The sequence below is a fragment of the Faecalibacterium hominis (ex Afrizal et al. 2022) genome, from assembly GCF_049545105.1.
Lineage (GTDB): Bacteria > Bacillota > Clostridia > Oscillospirales > Ruminococcaceae > Faecalibacterium > Faecalibacterium duncaniae.
This window is the reverse complement of the sequence record NZ_CP186860.1, coordinates 2,255,686-2,275,442: the sequence shown is the minus strand read 5'-3', so window position 1 is coordinate 2,275,442 and position 19,757 is coordinate 2,255,686. Positions and strand designations below refer to the sequence as shown.

20 protein-coding genes are annotated in these 19,757 nt (G+C 59.7%); 2 read left to right on the top strand and 18 right to left on the bottom strand.

Features of this window, described 5'->3' with window-relative positions; genetic code table 11:
• Window positions 1–17: 17 nt before the first annotated feature.
• The 3 genes from ptsP to ACKXGA_RS10970 all read right to left on the bottom strand — a co-directional run bounded on the left by ptsP (window position 18) and on the right by ACKXGA_RS10970 (window position 2,870).
• Complete coding sequence (gene ptsP / locus ACKXGA_RS10980; protein ID WP_097772958.1) at window positions 18–1,664, bottom strand: phosphoenolpyruvate--protein phosphotransferase; 1,647 nt, start codon at window positions 1,662–1,664, stop codon at window positions 18–20.
• Window positions 1,665–1,748: 84 nt separating this feature from the next.
• Complete coding sequence (locus ACKXGA_RS10975) at window positions 1,749–2,012, bottom strand: HPr family phosphocarrier protein (RefSeq protein WP_005930193.1); 264 nt, start codon at window positions 2,010–2,012, stop codon at window positions 1,749–1,751.
• A gap of 189 nt (window positions 2,013–2,201) precedes the next feature.
• The gene (locus ACKXGA_RS10970; protein WP_423729497.1) at window positions 2,202–2,870 is read right to left on the bottom strand and encodes a DUF4830 domain-containing protein; all 669 of its coding nucleotides are present in this window, start codon (window positions 2,868–2,870) and stop codon (window positions 2,202–2,204) included.
• 234 nt (window positions 2,871–3,104) lie between these two features.
• On the opposite strand from ACKXGA_RS10970, the gene ACKXGA_RS10965 reads away from it, so the two are divergent.
• Complete coding sequence (locus ACKXGA_RS10965; RefSeq protein WP_423729496.1) at window positions 3,105–4,424, top strand: ATP-binding protein; 1,320 nt, start codon at window positions 3,105–3,107, stop codon at window positions 4,422–4,424.
• 68 nt (window positions 4,425–4,492) lie between these two features.
• Here the strand turns inward: ACKXGA_RS10965 and ACKXGA_RS10960 are convergent, their stop codons facing one another.
• The 6 genes from ACKXGA_RS10960 to ACKXGA_RS10935 all read right to left on the bottom strand — a co-directional run bounded on the left by ACKXGA_RS10960 (window position 4,493) and on the right by ACKXGA_RS10935 (window position 9,312).
• Window positions 4,493–5,389: an IS3 family transposase gene (locus tag ACKXGA_RS10960; protein WP_423730405.1), complete on the bottom strand. Its 897-nt coding sequence runs from the start codon at window positions 5,387–5,389 to the stop codon at window positions 4,493–4,495.
• Entirely contained in the window at window positions 5,338–5,694 is a 357-nt protein-coding gene (locus tag ACKXGA_RS10955) for a helix-turn-helix domain-containing protein (protein WP_186851762.1), read from the bottom strand. Before ACKXGA_RS10955 ends, ACKXGA_RS10960 begins: the two co-directional genes overlap by 52 nt.
• Before the next feature lie 102 nt (window positions 5,695–5,796).
• Window positions 5,797–7,182, bottom strand: a complete 1,386-nt coding sequence (locus tag ACKXGA_RS10950) for an RNA polymerase sigma factor (RefSeq protein WP_097770227.1) — start codon at window positions 7,180–7,182, stop codon at window positions 5,797–5,799.
• Between the two features lie 79 nt (window positions 7,183–7,261).
• Window positions 7,262–8,167, bottom strand: coding sequence for an elongation factor P 5-aminopentanone reductase (ymfI, locus tag ACKXGA_RS10945; RefSeq protein ID WP_423729495.1), 906 nt, complete (start codon window positions 8,165–8,167; stop codon window positions 7,262–7,264).
• Window positions 8,168–8,413: 246 nt separating this feature from the next.
• Entirely contained in the window at window positions 8,414–8,902 is a 489-nt protein-coding gene (locus ACKXGA_RS10940; RefSeq protein WP_005930211.1) for a nucleoside deaminase, read from the bottom strand.
• Entirely contained in the window at window positions 8,899–9,312 is a 414-nt protein-coding gene (locus ACKXGA_RS10935) for a CPBP family intramembrane glutamic endopeptidase (protein WP_117535576.1), read from the bottom strand. The genes ACKXGA_RS10940 and ACKXGA_RS10935 overlap by 4 nt, the downstream gene beginning before the upstream one ends.
• 254 nt (window positions 9,313–9,566) lie before the next feature.
• On the opposite strand from ACKXGA_RS10935, the gene ACKXGA_RS10930 reads away from it, so the two are divergent.
• Complete coding sequence (locus ACKXGA_RS10930) at window positions 9,567–10,421, top strand: DegV family protein (protein WP_423729494.1); 855 nt, start codon at window positions 9,567–9,569, stop codon at window positions 10,419–10,421.
• Window positions 10,422–10,476: 55 nt separating this feature from the next.
• Here ACKXGA_RS10930 and ACKXGA_RS10925 read toward each other — a convergent pair whose 3' ends face one another.
• From ACKXGA_RS10925 to ACKXGA_RS10885, 9 genes are all read right to left on the bottom strand, one after another.
• Window positions 10,477–10,692: a hypothetical protein gene (locus tag ACKXGA_RS10925; protein ID WP_005930220.1), complete on the bottom strand. Its 216-nt coding sequence runs from the start codon at window positions 10,690–10,692 to the stop codon at window positions 10,477–10,479.
• 12 nt (window positions 10,693–10,704) lie between these two features.
• Window positions 10,705–10,965, bottom strand: a complete 261-nt coding sequence (locus ACKXGA_RS10920) for a type II toxin-antitoxin system RelE family toxin (RefSeq protein ID WP_156066392.1) — start codon at window positions 10,963–10,965, stop codon at window positions 10,705–10,707.
• A 98-nt stretch (window positions 10,966–11,063) separates the two neighbouring features.
• Entirely contained in the window at window positions 11,064–11,837 is a 774-nt protein-coding gene (locus ACKXGA_RS10915) for a TSUP family transporter (RefSeq protein WP_035393400.1), read from the bottom strand.
• An 87-nt stretch (window positions 11,838–11,924) separates the two neighbouring features.
• On the bottom strand, window positions 11,925–12,776 hold the full coding sequence (locus ACKXGA_RS10910; protein ID WP_154277523.1) for a serine hydrolase: 852 nt from the start codon (window positions 12,774–12,776) through the stop codon (window positions 11,925–11,927).
• A gap of 153 nt (window positions 12,777–12,929) precedes the next feature.
• Window positions 12,930–13,928, bottom strand: coding sequence for a dipeptidase (locus tag ACKXGA_RS10905; RefSeq protein ID WP_097772963.1), 999 nt, complete (start codon window positions 13,926–13,928; stop codon window positions 12,930–12,932).
• A 214-nt stretch (window positions 13,929–14,142) separates the two neighbouring features.
• Window positions 14,143–15,141: a C40 family peptidase gene (locus ACKXGA_RS10900; RefSeq protein WP_423729493.1), complete on the bottom strand. Its 999-nt coding sequence runs from the start codon at window positions 15,139–15,141 to the stop codon at window positions 14,143–14,145.
• Window positions 15,138–18,497: an SNF2-related protein gene (locus tag ACKXGA_RS10895; RefSeq protein ID WP_423729492.1), complete on the bottom strand. Its 3,360-nt coding sequence runs from the start codon at window positions 18,495–18,497 to the stop codon at window positions 15,138–15,140. Before ACKXGA_RS10895 ends, ACKXGA_RS10900 begins: the two co-directional genes overlap by 4 nt.
• Before the next feature lie 120 nt (window positions 18,498–18,617).
• Window positions 18,618–19,331: a hypothetical protein gene (locus ACKXGA_RS10890; protein ID WP_423729491.1), complete on the bottom strand. Its 714-nt coding sequence runs from the start codon at window positions 19,329–19,331 to the stop codon at window positions 18,618–18,620.
• 186 nt (window positions 19,332–19,517) lie between these two features.
• Window positions 19,518–19,703, bottom strand: a complete 186-nt coding sequence (locus ACKXGA_RS10885; RefSeq protein ID WP_342760526.1) for a DUF1287 domain-containing protein — start codon at window positions 19,701–19,703, stop codon at window positions 19,518–19,520.
• Between the last annotated feature and the right edge of the window lie 54 nt (window positions 19,704–19,757).

The window sequence follows — 19,757 nt, the reverse complement described above, 5'->3', positions numbered from 1 at the left end:
GGTTCCGTCAGGGGAACTCAGACATTCTTGGCAGAGGGTTTGCTCAGATCCACGCCGCGGATGATCTTGCGCACGGGCAGGATGCTCTTGGCGTTCATGGACAGCTCGTCCACGCCCATCCGCAGGAAGGTCTCGGTGAGGGCGGTATCCGCGCCCAGCTCACCGCAGATGCCCACCCAGATGCCGTGGCGGTGGCCCGCCTCAATGGTCATCCGGATGGCCTTCAGCACAGCGGGGTGGTGGGGATCAAAGAAGGGCTCCAGCTTGGCGTTCTGGCGGTCCAGCGCGCAGGTGTACTGGGTCAGGTCGTTGGTGCCGATGGAGAAGAAATCGCACTCCTGGGCCAGATCGTCCGCCACCAGAACTGCGGCGGGGGTCTCGATCATGGTGCCCACCTCGATCTTGTCGCTGAACTTCTTGCCCTCGGCGGTCAGCTCTGCCTTGCACTCCTCCAGCACGGCCTTGGCATCCTGCAGCTCTCGCAGACTGGTGATCATGGGGAACATAATGCTCATGTTGCCGTAGGCAGAAGCGCGCAGCAGGGCCCGCAGCTGGGTCTTGAAGAAATCCCTGCGGGTCAGGCAGATGCGGATGGCACGGTAGCCCAGCGCGGGGTTATCCTCGTGGTCCAGCTTCATGTAGTCCACGGTCTTGTCCGCGCCGATATCACAGGTGCGCACGACCACCTTTTTGGGGGCCAGGCTTTCCAGCACCTGCTTGTAGGCCTCGAACTGGTATTCCTCGGTGGGGTAATCCGTGCAGTTCAGGTAGACGAACTCGGTGCGGAACAGGCCCACGCCGCCCGCGTCGTTCTGCTGGACCGCGCCCACATCGCTCATGCCGCCGATGTTGGCAAAGACCTGCACGGTCTTGCCGTCCAGCGTGGTGTTGGGCTTGCCCTTGAGCTCGGCCAGCAGGGCCAGCTTCTTCTGGTCCTCCTGCTGGCGCTTTTTCAGGCTCTCCAGCAGATCGGGGGTGGGGTCCACATACACGCAGGCGTTGTAGCCGTCCACCACAGCCATCTTGCCGTCCCAATCTTCCTGGATCTCCTTGCACTGGATCAGGGCGGGGATGTTCATGCTGCGGGCCAGGATGGCGGTGTGGCTGTTGGAGCTGCCCTCCCGGGTGATGAAGCCCAGCAGCAGGCTCTTGTCCATCCGCACCGTCTCCGAGGGTGCCAGATCCTCTGCCACCAGAATGCTGGGCTCAGTGCCCTGCAGGGTGGCATTGTCCACGCCCTGCAGGATGTCCAGCATGGCCTGGGCAATGTCGATGACATCGGCGCTGCGGGCCTGTAAATAGGGGTCGTCCATGGCGGCAAACACGGCGGCCTGGTTGTCGCCCGCTTTCTTGACGGCATACTCCGCACACATGTGCTGGCCGTTGATGATCTCCTTGATGGCATCCACAAAGTCGTCGTCATCCAGCATCATGGCATGGATGTTGAACACCTCGGCAATGTCCTCGCCTGCCTCGGCCAGTGCCTTTTCATACAGGGCAGTCTGCTGGTCAATGGCCTTGGCCCGGGCCTCTTCAAAGCGGGCTTCCTCTGCCGCCGTGTCCGCGACCTGGGCGGTGGAGATCACGGTATCTTTTTTCTTGTAGATTTTCAGTTTGCCGATGGCAATGCCGTTCAGGATGCTTTTACCGGTTCCTACCTGCATCGTTCTCTCTCCTTTGTTGAGAATTTAGTGCGAAAAAGCCCCCGCAGGGTCTCCCGCAAGGGCTTTTGTCCGCAGATTCAAAGATCAGACGTTCTCGGTCAGGAACTTCTGAATGGCCTCGGCAGCGGCGGCCTCATCGTCGCCCTCCACCTTCACGGTCACGGTGTCGCCCTGCTTGACACCCATGCCCATCAGAGCCATCAGTTTGCGCAGGTCGCAGCTCTTGCCGTCCTTTTCCAGGGTAGCGGTGCTGGCAAAGCCCTTGGCCACCTTCACGAGCAGACCGGCCGGACGAGCGTGGATGCCGCATGCATCCTTAACAGTATACTGGAATTCCTTCATGATCATTTTCTCCTTACTTCATCCCGTTTCAGATCCGGACGGTCCTGCCACTCCGGACGCAGCCGATTTTGCTGCGGGATGCTACTATTATTATAAACCCGCTTCGTTATTTTTTCATCATTTCATATTGCTGATTTTTGGCCAAAAATTTTGGTGCTATTGAACAGAAGTTTTACTATCATTTTTCCACCGGATTCATTCGACAGGGTACCCCTCGGCATCCAGGGGCAGGTCGGTGTACTGCGCCTCCTCGGGCACCACGGAGTCCGGCTCCCCGCTGGTCTGCTGGCTCTGCCCGGCCGCGCCCAGCTCCTCATCATGGCGCTCTCCCCAGTCGCCGCTGTAATCCTCACCGGACACCTGCTGGGCATCCTGCTGCTCGGCCTGCGCCATTGCGGTCTGGGCATCCTTCAGGCCGATCACCGTGCCCGACAGCTTTTCCAGCAGGTAGGCCCCCACAGCCTTTTTGCGGTAGACCAGCAGCACGCCGTAGCGGCTGGTCTCTCCGCTGCTGGCCGCCGGGATCAGAGCGGTCCACTTTTCCACGGTTTTCCCTTTGTAGCGGGTAAGATCCATTCCGCTTTGCTGCACCACCCCATTGAAGGCCGAAAAGCTGTCGTCCCATTTGCGGGGGATCTTGACCTTATCCGCCGTGATGGACGTGCCGTCCACATCCAGCCCGTAGCCCGTGAACCAGGTCTGGATGTCCTGTGCGCTCTCGATCCGGTTCACCCCGGCCGCTGCCGCCACCGTGCGGGTGCTGATGTACCGCCCCAGAAAGGCGCTGAAGATCACCAGCGCACAGCAGAGCGCACCGGCCCCCACCTTTTTCAAGCTCGTCTTGTTCAGCGTTACCACAAACATGCCGTTCCCTCCCACCCGTTTTGTTCTGAAAAGAATATATGGGGCGGGCAGAGGAATTATAACCGCGCTGCGGCAGATCCACTTTCCTGCGCAGGAGTCATTTGAAAAAGTTGTTTCTTCTGCTAAAAAGTCGCTTGAAAAAGTTGCAATCCTCACAAAGAAGTCCCTTGAAAAAGTTATCTTTATCTTTTATAATAGATGCAGCATCATTTATTTTCGGGAGAGTGAAACGGTATGTTAATGCGAAAGATCACAGACCAGCTGCTTGCATGGAAAAACACGCCCGGTCGGAAGCCGCTTATCATCAAGGGCTGCCGTCAGTGCGGCAAGACCTTTTCTGTATTGGAATTTGCCAGAAAGAATTACAAACACACAGTGTACCTCAATTTCTTCGAGAATCCGGATTATGCTTCTGTCTTTTCCGGTTCTCTGGAGATCGACAACATCGTGATGATGCTCTCTGCCCTTCTTGGCAAGGATGCCGTTTTTGAGCCGGGCCAGACGATCCTGATCCTGGACGAGATCCAGGATTGCCCGGAAGCCCGGACGGCCCTGAAATTTTTCCGCATCGACGGCCGCTATGACGTGATCGGCACCGGCTCCCTGTTGGGCGTAAAGGGCTACGGCAAAGAACCAAGATCCGTTCCTGTCGGATCGGAGACGATTCTTGAAATGTACCCACTGGATTTTGAAGAATTCTTATGGGCCAATGACATCACCGAACCTGTCATAGCGCTGCTGCAAAGTTCTCTGGACTCCGGTTCCCCTGTGCCGGAAGCGCTGCACAACCGGATGCGGCAGCTTTTGCTCCAATATACCGTTGTGGGAGGAATGCCGGATGCTGTCCAGACCTTTGTGACCAGCAGGCAGATGGATGAGGTCCTGCGTATCCAGCGGGACATCGTTCGTTCCTATGAGGACGACATGGTAAAGTACGCGGAGAAAAAGGATAAGTCCCGCATCAAGGAGTGTTTCCAGTCCATTCCCCGCCAGCTTGCCAAGGAAAACAAGAAATTCCAGTATTCCGTTGTAAAAAAAGGCTCCACCTCCGCAAAATATGCCGGAAGCCTGCAATGGATCGAGGATGCTGGCATCATCACACGGTGCCACAATCTGTCCATTACCGAGCTGCCTCTGGATGGGAACGCGGAAGAGGATACCTTTAAGGTCTATATGTGCGACACCGGCCTGTTCGTCAGCATGCTGGAGGACGGAACGCAGTTTGACATCCTGCAAGGCGACCTCTATGGCTACAAAGGCGCTATCTTTGAAAACCTGATTGCCGATATCTTCACCAAGATGGGGCGCAAGCTCTACTATTTCCACAAGGATTCCGGCCTCGAGGTGGATTTTGTGATCCGTTATCAGGGGGAATGCACCCTTGTAGAGGTAAAGGCCCGCTCTGGAAATGTCAAAAGCACAAAGACGATCCTCAACCACCCTGAAAAATATCATGTATCCCATGCGATCAAGCTCGGGGACTATAATATCGGGAAAAACGGGCCGCTCCTGACCCTTCCCCTCTATATGGCCTTTCTGCTGCGCAGCTGCTGACCTGTACACCACCAAAAGAGCCCCCGCCGGAATTGATATGAACCCCAAAAGTTAGACAAAAAAACGAATTAAGCGGCCCCAACGGTCTGAATTCTGTATTGCACAGGACTCAGGCCGTTTAGTTTTAATTTAATTCGGCGGTTGTTGTAATAGTCGATGTAATCGACAATAGCCTTTTCAAGCTGGTCAATGGAATCAAATTTTTCCAGATAGAACAGTTCCGTCTTGAGCAGTCCGAAGAAGTTCTCGGCAACAGCATTGTCCAGACAAGTGGCTTTCCGAGACATACTTTGCGTAATTCCTTTTGCTTTCAGCAGATTTTGGTAGGATTTCATCTGATACTGCCAGCCCTGATCCGAATGCAGAATCAGATTGTCAACCTTATTTGGCAGCTTCTGAAAAGCGCCCTCCAGCATCTCCGTGATCTGTTTGAAATTTGGATGGCGGCTCAGGTTATAGCTGACAACTTCGCCATTGAACAGATCGAGAATTGGAGACAGATAGAGTTTTTGGTCGTTCACTTTGAATTCAGTAACATCTGTGACCCATTTTCGATTTGGCTGGTTTGTCTTGAAGTGCCGTTCCAGCAAGTTTGGCGCAACTTCTCCGACTTCATCCTTGTAGGAGTTGTACTTTCTTTTTGCGCGAACCTGACAGACTAAGCCCAGCTGCTTCATGAGTTTCTGAACCGTCTTGTGATTCACACAAATATCGTTGTTGTGTAGTTCTTGTGTAATTCTGCGATATCCGTATCGCTTCTTGTTCTCATTGAAGATTGTAATGATCTGTTTTTTTACCATCTGGTACTTCGCAGGATTTTGAGACCGATGCAGGTAGTAGTAGAATGTGCTACGAGGAAGTCCGGCAAGTTGCAGCAATGCTTTCAATGGATATTTCTGCCTTAGCTCCTGAACTACTTGTGCTTTCTGTTTTGGCGTTCCTCTTCCAGTACCAAGGCGTTCAATTTTTTTAAGTAATCGATCTCCATCCGAAGCCGTTGATTTTCTGCAATCAGATCTTCTTCTACTTGCTTATCCAGCTTTGACTTCCGACCTTTCTGTGTCCCACTGGCGGCACAGGCTCGACCTCGACGTTCTACCAGAAGTGCCTCTTCGCCTTCTTCCAGATAGATGCGCTCCCAATCTTGAAGCGTACGTCTTGGAATTCCATACTTGCTGGACGCTTCATAAAAGCTTAATTTTTCATTGTGAAGCTGTTTGATGATTTCTACCTTTTGAGCTCCGTTGTACTTTCGTTGTCCCTTTGGCATACAAAAACACCCCATTTCCTAAACAGTATACCATACTGTCTAACAAATGGGGTGCAGTTCATAGACCGGCGGGGGCTTTTTCTCATAGCGGTAAGTTCAGGATCACTCGATCAGGCCGTTCAGCAGGGCCAGGCACTTGCGGCTGTGCAGCTTGCGGATGGCCTTGGCCTCGATCTGGCGGACACGCTCACGGGTGACACCGAAGTCGCGGCCCACCTCCTCCAGCGTGCGGGGGCGGCCATCGTCCAGACCAAAGCGCAGGCGGATGACCTTTTCCTCACGGGGTGTCAGGCTCTTGAGGGCCTGATTGATCTGCTGGGCCACCATGGCGCGGTCTGCTGCCTTGCCGGGGGCCTCGGCGTTCTCGTCGGCCACGAAATCGCCCAGGGAGGAATCCTCTTCCTCGCCCACGGGGCTTTCCAGGCTGGCGGGCTCCTGCGCCATGCGCTGGATCTCCCGCACGCGCTCCACGCTCATATCCATGGCCTTTGCCAGCTCCTCGGGGGTGGGCTCGTGGCCGTTCTGGTAGACCAGCTGGTTGGTGGCCTGACGCATCCGGTTGATGGTCTCGACCATGTGCACCGGAATGCGGATGGTGCGGGCCTGATCCGCAATGGCGCGGGTAATGGCCTGACGGATCCACCAGGTGGCATAGGTGGAGAAGCGGAAGCCACGGTCACAGTCAAACTTCTCGGCGGCCTTGATCAGGCCGATGTTGCCCTCCTGGATCAGATCCAGGAACGCCAGGTTGTGGCCGACATGCTTCTTGGCGATGGAGACCACCAGACGCAGGTTGGCCTCGCTTAGGCTGCGGCGGGCGTTCAGGCCGTCGCGGCGGATCTTGAGCAGCTCCTGGCGGCGCTCCTCCGTCAGGGGGCCGTTCTCCACGGCCTCCATGGCCTCCTCTTCGGCAGCCTTTTCCTCGTCATCCTCGCTGGACTTGGTGTTGCCTTCCTCGTCCAGATCCTCGGTATAGCTCCGGCTGTTCTCATCCTCCTCGAACGAGAAGCGGGCGCTGTTCTTTTTGATGTACTCAGGCGCGCCGTACTTCTGGCGGTCGGCCTGAAGGATGTGGGCAGCCTCGGCACCGGCGTGGATGCGCTTGCTCAGGTCCACTTCCTGCTCCGCGCTCAGCAGCGGGATCTGGCCGATCTGCTTGAGGTAGTTCTTCACAGGGTCATCCAGCAGCTCATCCATGGCAGCCTTCAGGTCTGCGGGGTTCTCCTCTGCCGGGTCGTCCTCATTTTCATCGCCCAGGCCCAGCTCATCGCTGTTTGCCTCGGCACTTTCCACCTCTGCCATGATGCCTTCCACATCCAGGCTGGTGTCACCGTCGGCCTCGTCATCCAGAATTTTGATGCCGCGCTCCTCCAGAAGCGTGTAAAGCGTTTCCACATCCATCCGGCACTGGGAAGCCAGTGTCTTGGCCTCGCCCGCCGTCAGGGTGCCTTCGCCCTTCGTCAACAGTTCCTTCAAAGTCATGCCCATTTCGCTCTCTCCTTTTCACCGCGGCGCTGGCTGCGCCGTAAGTGATATCGTATCATAAGTTTTGCCGCTGCGGGATGGTTCAAATCACCAGGCCGCCGTTCACACCGAACACCTGCCCGGTGATGTAACCGGCGCTTTCGCCTGCCAGGAACACCAGCAGCTGCGCCACCTCGTCCGCGCTGCCCAGGCGACCCACGGGGGTCTCCTCGGCCAGCGCAGCCTTATCCTCTGCCGTAAAGGCAGCCATCATATCGGTGTCGATGACACCCGGAGCCACGCAGTTCACGGTGATGCCGCTGGGCCCCTCCTCTTTGGCAAGGGCCTTGGTCAGGCCGATCAGGCCCGCCTTGGCAGCGGAGTAATGCACCTCGCAGCTGCCGCCGGTCTGGCCCCACATGCTGCTCACGGTCAGGATGCGGCCCGCCTTGCGGCGGATCATGCCCGGCAGAGCCAGCTGGCACAGGTGGAACGCGCCGCTCAGGTTCACGTCCAGCATGTGCTGCCACTCCTCCGGGGTGATATCGGTGAACAGCTTCTGCTGGGCAATGCCCGCGTTGCTCACCAGCACATCCACATGGCCCACGGCCTGCTCCACGGTGTGGAACGCCACCTCACAGCTGGCGCGGGAGGCCACGTCGCACTGGACCGCCAGCAGGCCCGGCAGCGCCTTTTCCAGCGCCGCCGCCGCCTCGGCGTGGGTGTGGTAGAGCACCGCCACCCGGTAGCCCGCCTGCCAGAAGGCGCGGGCCGCCGCGGCTCCGATGCCCCGGTCGCCGCCCGAGATCAGCACGCAGCGCCCATTGGCCGCAGGGACTGCCGGTTCCGGTACAGCCTCCACCGGCGGTTCCGTTTCCGCGGCCGGTTCTGTTTCCGCGGCCGGTTCCGGCGCAGCTTCCTGCACCGGCTCCTGTTCCGGCTCAGGGGCCCGGGATGCCTCGTCCTCATCGCTCAGGTCAAAGGTCAATTCAAATTCATCATCGTACAAGAGTCAGCCCTCCTGCCGTTTGTTCTCTGCCTGCAAAAAATCCCGCAGGCAGGAAGGTCCCGCCCTCCACCGCACCCATGGGCTGCGCTCTGCTCCTCTTTCCGGTCAAGGCCGGTCCTGCGGCGAGCCCGCTGGTCTGTGCGAGTGTTTTCGACAAGTTACCATTAAATAATATAACACAATTCGACGAAAAAAGAAAGTGGGAACCGCCGTCTTTTCACGCAGTTCCCACTTTTTTTCACGTTCTCAGGGGGTCACGGGCGGTTTCCAGCGGGGCTTTGCGGCCCGCTGCTCCCGCAGCCGGAGGAAAAACGCCTGCAGCAGCGCCTGCGCCTCCTCCGCCCGCAGACCGCGTTCCACCACCGGATGGTGGTTGAAGGGCAGGGCGAACAGGTCGGTCACGCTGCCGCAGCACCCGGCCTTGGTATCCGCCGCGCCGTACACCACCCGCCTGATCCGGCTGTTGATGATGCCGCCGCTGCACATGGGGCAGGGCTCCAGCGTAACGAACAGCTCACACTGCCACAGCCGCCAGCCGCCCAGCTTTTTGCAGGCCGCGTCAATGGCCAGCAGCTCGGCGTGGTGGAGGGCGTTTTTCTCGGTCTCGCGGGTGTTGTGGGCGGCGGCGATGATCTCGCCGTTCCGGGCCACCACCGCGCCCACGGGCACCTCGCCCAGCGCGGCGGCCCGTGCGGCCTCCTCCAGCGCAGCGCCCATCAGCTCATAGTCGGTCATCCCATTCCCCTTTCTGCCAGCGCCCGGGCCAGCACCAGCCCATTGTTCAGGATATGCAGCACCACCCCGGGTGCAGGACTGTCGGTCTGCTCTGCGGCCCACCCGAAAATGAGCCCCATGCCCAGCGCGTAGCACTTTTCGGTCAGCGTTCCGTGCAGAGCCGCAAAGAGCACAGCCTGGCAGAGGTTTGCCGGGTGCTCCCCCAGCGGCCGCAGCAGGCGCAGCAGCGCCCCCCGGAACACCAGCTCCTCGGCCAGCGGCAGCACCAGCAGGCTGCGCAGCGTACCGGGCACGCCCTGCGGCAGCTCTGCCGCCCCGCCGGGAACCAGCACACACCAGACCGCCGCCAGCCCGGCCCAGGCCAGTGCCGCGATGCCTGCCGCCCGCAGGCGGCGGTTCCGCTCTGACATCTTCTCCGTCCCCTCTCCGTTTGGGGTGCGCTGTTCCGCTGCTTCGGGCGCACAGCGCACCGCCCCGCAATGCCTGATGCCCATTGTATCATGTTCCGGCCCGTTTGTGCAAGAAAACGGAGCGGAATTGCGAAAATACGAAGAAATATTGATTCAAACAATTGACATTTTCCGTCGTCTCTGGTATATTCCTATACGACTTTTTGATTGATTTGGTCGGGTTATCCGTTCTTGGCCCCGTTGGAGGTATTACTATGATCCGCATTCTTACCGATTCCGCATCCGACATCCTGCCCGCTGAAGCCGAGCAGCTGGGCGTGACCGTCATCCCCCTGAACATCACCCTGGAGGACGGCACCGTGCTCCGGGACGGCGTGGACATGACCCCCACCGTGTATTACGGCGTGATGGCCCGCTGCCACAAGCTGCCCACCACCAGCCAGCCCAGCCCCGAGCTGTTCCAGCGCTTCTTCCTTGAGGCGGCTGCCGCCGGGGACGAGGTGGTGGGCATCTTCCTCTCCCATGAGCTGTCCGGCACCTGCCAGTGCGCCCGGCTGGCCGCAGACATGGCCAATGTGGACAATGTCCTCTTTGTGGATTCCGAGAACGTCTGCCTGGGCGAGAGCCTGCTGGTGCGGCTGGCTGTTCAGCTGCGGGATGCCGGAAAGACTGCCGGGCAGATCGCCGCCACCCTTGAGCACGCCAAGGAGCATCTGCATCTGGTGGCTGTCATCGACGACCTGAAGTATCTGCGCAAGGGCGGCCGCCTGCCCGCCGCCGTGGCCGTGGCCGGTGGGATGCTGGGCATCAAGCCCCTCATCACCATCAAGGAGGGCAAGGTCGTTATGGCGGGCAAGGCCCGGGGCCTGCCCGGCGCTTACGTTGCCCTGTTCAAGAAGATCGAGGAGCTGGGCAGCATCAGCACCTGCGCCGACGCGCTGGCCGGTTACACCCTCGCCCCCCGCGAGGTGCAGCCCATCCAGACCTACCTGCAGGAGAATCTGGGCCGGAACGAGGCCCTTGTGCGCCAGATCGGCTGCGTCATCGGCACCCACGCCGGCCCCGGCGCGTTCGGCCTGGCCTTCCTCGATGAGGGCTTCACCTTCTGATCTTACCCAATCAAAAAGAGGAACTGCTTTCCCGGCAGTTCCTCTTTTTTGTTGGTCATTCGTGTCCGATCTTCGACCAGTCAATTTCTTCGGCATCCACAAAGCCGCTGTCCTTCGCTTCCTCCAGCTGCTTTGCTTCCTCTGTGGTCAGCTTGGTGAAATCCGGGTCCCATGCCAGTACCAGCTTTTTGATCAGCTCGTAGGCAAGGTTCTTGTCCGGGTCCGGCAGCATATCGATCATGTGTGCTGCATTCATTGCAATTTCAGACATCCTGCCACCTCCTTATTTATAGATATCGCCACGATTCCCGATATCCAGCACCAACAGAATTTCCAGCGCGTTTTCCTCACCGTACCGGTAAAGCACGCGCCAGCTTCCGACCCGGAGCCGCATTGTTCCATCCTTCAGTCCCTGCATCACCTTGATATCACCTGCCGGCGGTTTCAAGGTCAGCCCCTCAATGCCTGCAACGATGCGAAGCACGGACTTTTTGTCCAGCTTGTTCAGGAACTTCATGGCGTTCTTCGAGTAGCGGATCTTCATAACATCATCCTCAGCGCTCGTTTTTTCTGCGGGCCTCCGGCCCTATTATAGTCCATTCTCCTGCAAACGTCAATTGTTTTTTGCCGAAGATCCGTTCATTACAGCACCGCGTCCGAGACGATCTTGCCCAGCAGGAGCACCAGCACCACAAGCATCATGGGGCGGATGAACTTTGCGCCCTTCTTGAGGGCGAAGTGGGAGCCCAGCAGGTTACCCACAATGCCGCTGATGGCACAGGGGATGCCGATGGAGAACACCACCAGCCCGCTGGAAAGATACGTTACCAGGCTGGCGTAGTTGCTGGCAAGGTTGAGCACCTTGGCGTTGCCGCCCGCCGTGCGCAGGTCAAAGCCCATCAGGGTGGTAAAGGCGATGATGGCAAAGGTGCCGGTGCCCGGGCCAAAGATGCCGTCGTACAGGCCGATGCCCAGCCCGATGGCAAGGGCCAGCACCGCCTTTTTGGCGTTCAGGGTGCCGTCGTCCCGGTTCTCGTCGGGCAGGTCCCGCCGCCAGAGGATGAGCACCGCCGCCACCGGCAGGATGATGAGCATCATGGTGCGCAGCACCTGATCGCTGAGCAGGAGCACGATGTGGGAGCCCAGTGCGCTGCCCACAAAGCTGCCCACAGCCGCCAGCAGGCCGACCCGGATGTTCATGGCTCCCTTCTGGAAGAACTGCGCCGTGGCAAAGGTGGTGCCGCAGGCCGCGCTGAATTTATTGGTGCCGTAGGTGTAATGCACCGGCAGGCCCGCAAACAGGTAGGCGGGCAGGCTGATCAGACCGCCGCCGCCCGCCGCCGAGTCCACAAAGCCCGCAAACCCGGTCATCAGCATCAGAAACAGCAGCATTGGCAATGATAATGTAATTTCCATTCGTTCTACTTTCCTACTCCTTATGTACTTCTTTGCGAAACCTCTCCGTCACCGCAGCGTGAACCTGGCGCGAAGCGCCCAAGAGGTTTACTTCAGATACAGCTTTCCCTCGCAGGCCAGGATCTGATCCAGGATCATCCGGGACACCCGGGCACCATAGACCATGGCGGGGTGGTCGTTGTACTCGATGATGTCATGGAACTCCTTGTTCATCAGAACGATCACATACTCGCCGTAGGGGGTGTGGATGATGCCGCCGTCGTTTCGGCAGGCGTTCATGCTGCCGCTCTTGCTGGCCACCCAGATAAGCTCCGGCTCGCCGGTCTCCTCGCAGTCCAGATAGAACTGGGGGAAATCGTGGGTCAGCATGGTGTTGTAGTGCTGCTGGCGGAAGATGCCCAGCATGGCGGCGCTGGCTTCTTTGCTGACCAGTGTGCCCTTTGCCACCTGCGCAAACAGGGCGGCGTAGTCCCGGGGCGTGGTGGTGCCCAGCTTGTCGTAGCGGTCAAAGTGGAGGGGGTTGTGCAGGACGGTGTGCCCAAAGCCCAATTCCCGGATGCAGGCATTGATGGTGTCCAGCCCCAGGTAATCGATGATCATATTGGTGGCAATGTTGTCCGAGCAGATGATCATCATGGTGGCGGTGTCCTTCACCTTGAGCTTTGCCCCCACGCCCAGGGCCCGGAGCATCCCGGAGCCGTCCACGAACTGGCTGGCCTCGTAGGTGATTTCCTCTTCCAGGTCAGCCCTGCCCCGGCTGGCCTGCAGATACAGCACCGCCAGAATGAACGCCTTGATGGTGGAGGCCGTCTCAAATTCCTCGTCGGCACCGATCTGCACCGTGCTGCCGCGCAGGTCGTCCACAAAAACGCTCATCCTGCCCTGATAGGAATAGAGCTCGGCGGCAATGCGCTTTTCCAATGTCATATTCTGATCCATCTGGAATCCCTCAACTTTTCTATACTTTCCGTTATACTTCATTCTTACCGTTAAGACATAATTATCATTGAAAACATTGATTTCATTGGTTCTCATTGATTCTAGTGCAATGATGAGCAATGATTTCAATGAATCTTTTGATACTAACGGTGATTACAGGTTGTTTTCAAAGAAACGCTGTGCGTTGCGGAAGAAGATGGCTTCCACCTCATCCTCGGTGAAGCCCTCTTTCCGCAGGGCATCGGCCAGCAGGGGCATTTTGGAGCAGTCGCTCAATTCCAGTTTGCCGCCGATGCCGTCAAAGTCACTGCCCAGACCGATGATCTCAATGCCGCCCACCTGCTTGAAATGGGCGGCGTGTTTGGCCATCAGGGCCGTGGTGCTGCGGCACAGGTCGGGGCTGGGCTGGTCATCCAGAAAGCCCGCGCAGTAGTTCAGGCCCACCAGACCGCCTTTTTCCGCCATGACCCGGATCATCTCATCGGTCAGGTTGCGGCAGTGGGGGGCCAGGGCGCGGCAGTTGGAGTGGCTGGCCGCAAAGGGGCGGGTGCTGTGCTCCGCAATGTCCCAGAAGCCTTTATCGGACAGGTGGCTCACATCGGCAATGATGTGCAGGCGCTCCATCTCGGCCAGGAACTCGAAGCCCTTCTCCTTCAGGCCGGTCTCGGTGTTGGGCATACAGGGCCAGATGGGGCCGTTGCCGGGCACCACGTTGGGGCTGGCCAGCTCGTTTTCGTGGTTCCAGGTCAGGGTCATCATCCGCACGCCCAGCTCGTACATCCGGCGCAGCACGCCCAGACTGCCCTTGCAGCAGCCTGCTTCCTCAATGGTCAGCATTCCGCTGATCTTGCCCGCCTCGGCGTTTTTGCGGATATCCTCGGGGCGGTAGACAGGGGCGATCCTGTCGGAATACCGCTCCATCATCCGCTTGAACACGTCGATTTCTTCCAGCGCCGTCACCAGCGGGTCCGCGCCCGGGGTGGGGTCGGCCAGATTCACAAAGGCGGCAAAGCACTGGAGCATGTAGTCGCCCTTCTCCAGCTTTTCCAGATCGATGTGGCCGTTGTTGCGGGCAAAGGTCTGCCCGTCGCCCCGCATCTCCGCGCGCCGCAGCTCGCTCAGGGTGTCACAATGTAGATCAAAGACTTTCATCGTTCATGTCCTTTCTTAACAGCTTCTATGTCAAACCTCTCCGGGATGCTGCCCCTTCGCAGCAGCTGGCGGGGTTAACCCCCCAGTCACGCTTCGCGTGCCAGCCCCCCTAATAGTGGGGCCCTTGGCATGGCGGAAAGCCTTTCCTTTTTGCCAAGGCCGCCCCTACTAGGGGCGGTGGCATTGCGAAGCAATGACGGTGGGGTTTCCACCTTCAGAACACACTCCCCACCGCATACAGACTCTTGACCAGATCTTCCCGGTACAGCGGGTCGGCGGGGTCAAGGCTGTTGATGACCACGCCGCCGCTGGCAGACGCGCCGGTGGAGTGGATGTAGCGGCCCTCGCCAAGGTAAAGGGCGATATGGCCGGGGAAATAGAGGGCATCGCCCCGCTTTTTGTCTGCAAAGGGGATCTGGTGCATGGGCCAGCCCTCCACGATCCTGGCATCCCGGTAGATGAGCACGCCGCACTGCATATAGGCGCTGCTGACAAGGCCGGAACAATCAATGCCCCGGCCCGACTTGCCGCCCCAGCGGTACTCGGTGCCCAGATACTTTTTCGCCTGCGCGCAGACGGCATCACGGAACGCTTCCTCGCTGCCGTCGTACCACGCCTGCAGTGCCTGCGGCACCAGCTCCCCGGCGGTAATCTTCCGGGCCTCGGCCAGCGCGTCATCAAAGGCCAGCCCCTCCCGCTGGGAGAACACAGCGGTCATCTCAAACCGCACCGGCTCCAGCGCCACGTCCCGGACATAGCCGGTGCGGCCATCCAGCAGGGCCACCCTGGCCCAGCCGGTGTGGGCCTCGGCTTCCTCGGGCGGTTCGGGCAGGCGGCAGAGCAGGCAGCCCCGTTCCAGCTCCAGCATCCGCACCCCCTGCACCTTGGGCAGGCTGAGCACATCGGTGGCACGGCCCACCAGCACCAGCGGCTGGGGCAGATAGTCCCGCAGCGCATCCTCGCTGACAAATTTCAGCGCATCCCGCCGGACAAAGCCGTGGTAGCCGTAAAAGGTGACCACCTCGGCCACCTCCGGGGAGAGGGGCACTCCCTCGGCAGTCACGCCGCCGGGGGCGGTGCGCACCTGACAGGCCTGACCGTACAGGCCCTCGTCCCCGATGGTGGAAACAAGGCCCGCCTCGCTCTGTTTTGTGGTCTGGGGCAGGTCGTAAATGGTCACGACAGGCCGGGCAAATAGGGCGTATTGCATCATTCGGTTCCCTCCAACAAATTCAGCAGCTCCTCCGGCTTCATGCGCAGGATAGCACCATCCGCGCTGCCGGTGACGGTCTCGGCCAGATTCTGCTTGGCCTGCTGCAGCTCCACGATCTTTTCCTCAATGGTGTCCTGGGCGATGAGCTTGTACACCTGCACCGGGTTCTGCTGGCCGATGCGGTAGGCACGGTCGGTGGCCTGATTCTGAGCCGCCACGTTCCACCACGGGTCGTAGTGGATGACGATATCGGCGGCGGTCAGGTTCAGGCCGGTGCCGCCTGCCCGCAGGGAGATCAGGAAGACGCTGGCCTCGCCGCCGTTGAAGCGGCGCACCAGCTCGGCACGCACCGGCTTGGGGGTGGAGCCCTGCAGGGTGAAGTGGCTCACGCCCTCCGCGTCCAGCCGCTTGGCCAGCAGTTCCAGCATGGAGGTAAACTGGCTGAACAGCAGGATGCGGTGCCCGCTCTCCACGGCACTGGTGACCAGCTCGATGCAGGCATCCAGCTTGGCGCTGCCGCCTGTCCAGTTGTCGGCAATGAGCCGGGGGTCGCAGCAGATCTCCCGCAGCCGCATGAGGACGGCGAACACCGCCATCTTGTCCTCGGGCTTGGCAGCCCGCAGCTTCTCCCGGGCATCCACCACGGCGGCAAGGTAGAGCTTGCGCTGTTCTTCTTCCAGCTCGATGCGGTAGACGTTCTCTGTCTTGGGGGGCAGCTCCTTCAGCACCTCGGACTTCATCCGGCGCAGGATGAACGGCCCGGTGAGCTGGTTCAGCCGCCGCACCGCCGCCGGGTCGTTTTCCTGCGTGATGGGCTTTTCAAACCGGCTGCAGAAGCTCTTGTAGGGCGGCAGGTAGCCCGGCATCAGGAAGGAGAAGATGCTCCACAGCTCGCCCAGGCGGTTCTCCACGGGGGTGCCGGTCAGCGCAAAGCGGACACGGCTGTTCACCCCGCACACCGCCTTGTATTTCTGGGTGGTGTGGTTCTTGATGGCCTGAGCCTCGTCCAGGATACAGGCGTAGAATTTCTGGCTCTCGTACAGGGTCTCGTCGCGGCGGAGCAGGTCGTAGCTGGTCACCACCACGTCGGCCCCGTCCCACTGCTCGGCCAGCTGGGCCCGGTGGGCGGCATCCCCGTCCACCACAACACAGCTCAGCTCCGGCGTGAACTTCCGGCATTCCTCGGCCCAGTTCAGCACCAGCGAGGCCGGGCAGACGATGAGGCTGGGCAGGGGGTTCCCGCCCTGCTCCCGGAGTGCCAGCAGATAGCTGAGCACCTGCACCGTCTTGCCCAGACCCATATCATCCGCAAGGATGCCGCCCATGCCGTAGCCATCCAGCGTGCGGAGCCAGCGGTAGCCGTCCCGCTGGTATTTTCGCAAAACTTTTTGTAGAGATACAGGCGGTGTATACTCGCTGTCCTTCACCGCATGGAAGCTCCGGCTGAGCTGGCGGAAGGCATCGTCCCGGTTGAAGCGGATGCCGTTCTGCCCCGAAAGCGCCCAGTCCAGACTGGGGGCCCGGTACAGGGGCAGCCGGGCGTGGGTCTGGCCCAGTTTGGCCCCGGAAAGCTCCAGTGTCTCGTTCAGCTCGTCCAGCACCTCCATGGAATCGTCCAGCCGGAGCAGACGGCCATCGCGCAGGCGGTGGTAGCGCTTTTTCTGGTGGAGCGATCTCAGCAGGGCTTTCAGCTCCCCCACCGGGAACTCCCCCGTGTCCACCTCAAGGTCGAGCACGCTGCCGTGCACCGACACCCCCACCGAGATCTTCGGCGGTGCGGCCTGCATACTGCGGAAGGCATCGGTCAGGTAGACCTCGCCCTCAGCCAGCAGGGCCGGGATCCCCTCATCGAGGAAGCGGTAGACCGCATCCTCCTCATAGGCATCGTAGTGGGCGGCAAGGCCGTTGCCCATGGTGTCCGGCCCCGGCTCCAGATACCGCCCCAGCAGCCGCCCGGCCCGCTGTTCGGCGCGGGCATCCCGCAGCAGACCGGCAGGCCCCGGTTCCTCCGGCGTGACACGGTCCTCGCCGTACAAAAATTCAAGGTGTGCCCGCACCGTTTCCCGCGTGGGCGCGTCGAGATAAAACTGCACCACCGGCTCCAACGGGATCTGATTCAGCAGCAGGCGTTCGGGGTCCTCAATGGTCACCCTGCTGCCCAGCTCTGGCAGGACATAGCTGCAAAAGGCGGTGGCATCCCCGGTGGTAAAGAACAGGCTCTTGCCGCACAGCGCCTCAAGGGCGGGCCGCATCCGGGCGCTTTCGGCCCGGTCCAGCTGCCAGATCGTATCCTCACTGTATAAATAGTCGTTGTCTAAACCCGTTTTCCACCCCAACGCAGGGGTCACGGACACCTCCACGCCGCCCCGGCGCTTTTCCACCCGCATGGTCAGGGCCGGGATGCCGGTCTTGAGGGTGTAGCCGCCCAGATTGCCGGTGGGGGCATAGAGGGCCACCAGTCCATCAAAGATCTCGCCGTTCAGCGGGATGCCCCCGGCAGGCCCGCTGCGGGGTGCATTGCCATAGCTGCGCAGAGCCGCCTCGACCCCTTCCTTTGCGCTGAGCTGCCGCCGCAGCAGGCGGAGGAGCTGCTGTGCCTCCGGAGCAAAGGCCTCCCAGCTGTGCCGGAATTCCAGCGCCTTGCCGTAGCTGATGAAGCCGTGCTTCTCCACGGCCCGCAGCAGGTCCGGGATGCTCTTTACCACATACTGCCGCCCGCCGTCTGCCGAGATGCGCAGCCGCAGCCAGGGCAGCTCCCCGGGCAGCAGGGTCAGCTCCGGCTCCAGCTCTGCGGCGTGGGGGCGCAGCTCCGCGTGGCCGGTCACGCCGTCCACCTCGGCCAGTGCACCCTCCTGATAGGCCCGGAGCAGCCGCCGTGCCTCGTAGTCAGATTCCGGTTCCTCGCCCCGCCACTTCTTGCCGAACAGCATTTCCAGGCTGGAGGCATAGCTGTCCCTGCGGGGTTGCTCCTCAGGCTGGGGCGTTTGCAGGTTGGCCGTGCCCCGCACCACGCCCGGGATGCTCTCCGGGCTCTCCGAGGGCTTCTGCGGCGCTCTGCCGGAAAGGCCCTGACTCTCGCTGTCCCACATCAGCAGCGCGCCGATGTGCTTACAGCAGGGCCCCTCGCCGTTTTCGTTGTAAGGGCAGGAGCAGCTGGCGCTGACAAAGCTGCCATTTTCCCGCAGCCAGACCTGGGTCTGGTACAGGCTCCGCCCGCCGCCGCGCACGTCGGCGCTCAGGTGGCGCACGCCGTTCCCGGCCACTTCGCAGTTCAGATCCTGTATCCGGTCCGTGTAGGCCTTGGCCCGTGCGAATACCGTGCCGCCCAACAGGTAGCGGATCTCTTCCATGTCCATCCGGGGTCTCCCTCCCTCTGCAATGCTCTATTGGTTAAGCATACCGCACCGGCGGGCGGGATGCAAGGCTTTTGCAGAAAAAATCCGCCGCCTCTTTTGCAGGGGCAGCGGAAGGAAGCCTTATGTATAAATCTGATAGATATTTTCAATTTGATACGGGTCACTCAGCAACACCCTGCCATCCGACAACACCGTAAGTTCATCCCCTACCGCAAGGTCTTCCAGCTTTGCTTGCTTTCCACTTTTTGTCCGCAGCTTTTCTGAAACCTTGTGGAACGCATATAGCTTCCCGTTTTTTTCTTCCGCCATCAGAAAATCATTTTTCTTGTCAATTGCAGTGACGGTAACTGCCGTATAGGTGCTGACTGACGCTAGAATTTCCTCGATTTCCTGATAAACTGCCTTTCCTCCCGGAAAAACGTATGCCTTTTTCCCGTTGACCAAACAGATTCGGCTGTCCGCATAAAACGCAAGCCAGACCTTCACCTCGTCGTCGCTGCCGAATTGAAGGACCACATCCTGCCCACCCGCATCGAAGGTATCCTGATTGATGCAGGGCAGGTAGAGTTTCTTTCCTAGATATTCTTCGAGCGCCTGATACAGCTCCGTCGAAGCATCGGTCTGGAGATCGTTCATCTCCACATCGCCCCGGAACGAATTCAGGTTCATTTCCGCCACGGCAAGCGTATCGCTTTCCCGGATGGGCTTGGTAATCTTCTGCTCCCGGTACACTGCAAGGGAGCCGAATGCCACGCACAGAAACAGCATCACCCCGGCAGCCGCCAGAATGCGCTTGTGCTTTTTGCTCACTTTCACCGAAAAAAGAACGCCCACAAAGCACACTGCCATTGGCAGCAGACACATGACCCAGTCCATCGTTTCATCTCCCTCGCGGTAGTTTCTTTCATTATACCGGAAGCCGTGCAAAAGTGCAACAAACGCGCACTGATATTCCGACATAAACACAGCGGCCCCGCTTACGCTGGTTTTCCCAGCGCGGTGGAGCCGCTTTTTATGCCGTTATTGGGAGATACGGTAATGTCCCACAATGTCCGTTCGCTTTTCCAGAATGTCCTGTTCGTAAGCAGTCTGCCACGGATCGTTATGATGGATCACATAGGGCACACCGTCCCAGTTCCGCCGATCAGAAACGATGCCGATATGCTTTTCAAAGATCACGATGTCACCGCCCTGCCACTGCTCCACATCTCACGGCACATTCCTCCCTTTGTATAGAACACGAATCCGAATGTTATTTCA